A 280-nucleotide genomic window follows, 5' to 3' on the forward strand; every position below is an offset into this window, starting at 1 on the left:
TGCAAGGCAGGCGCTCTCCCAGCTGAGCTAAGGCCCCAATATTTAAATGGTCGGGAAGACAGGATTCGAACCTGCGACCCCATGGTCCCAAACCATGTGCTCTACCAAGCTGAGCTACTTCCCGCTTTTTAAAAATACTTACAAGCTTTTTTAAAACGCGCCCGATAGGAGTCGAACCCATAACCTTCTGATCCGTAGTCAGACGCTCTATCCAATTGAGCTACGGGCGCATATAATATAAATGGTGCCGAGGGCCGGGCTCGAACCGGCACGGTAGTCA

2 tRNA genes are annotated in these 280 nt (G+C 51.1%); both read right to left on the minus strand.

The window, feature by feature from the left end:
• Positions 1 to 47: 47 nt before the first annotated feature.
• Positions 48 to 124: transfer RNA gene (locus ACK3CR_RS27080), tRNA-Pro, on the minus strand.
• A 32-nt stretch (positions 125 to 156) separates the two neighbouring features.
• Positions 157 to 230, minus strand: a tRNA-Arg gene (locus tag ACK3CR_RS27085).
• Positions 231 to 280: the final 50 nt, after the last annotated feature.

It is taken from the genome of Priestia sp. TRM10 (genome assembly GCF_057808375.1).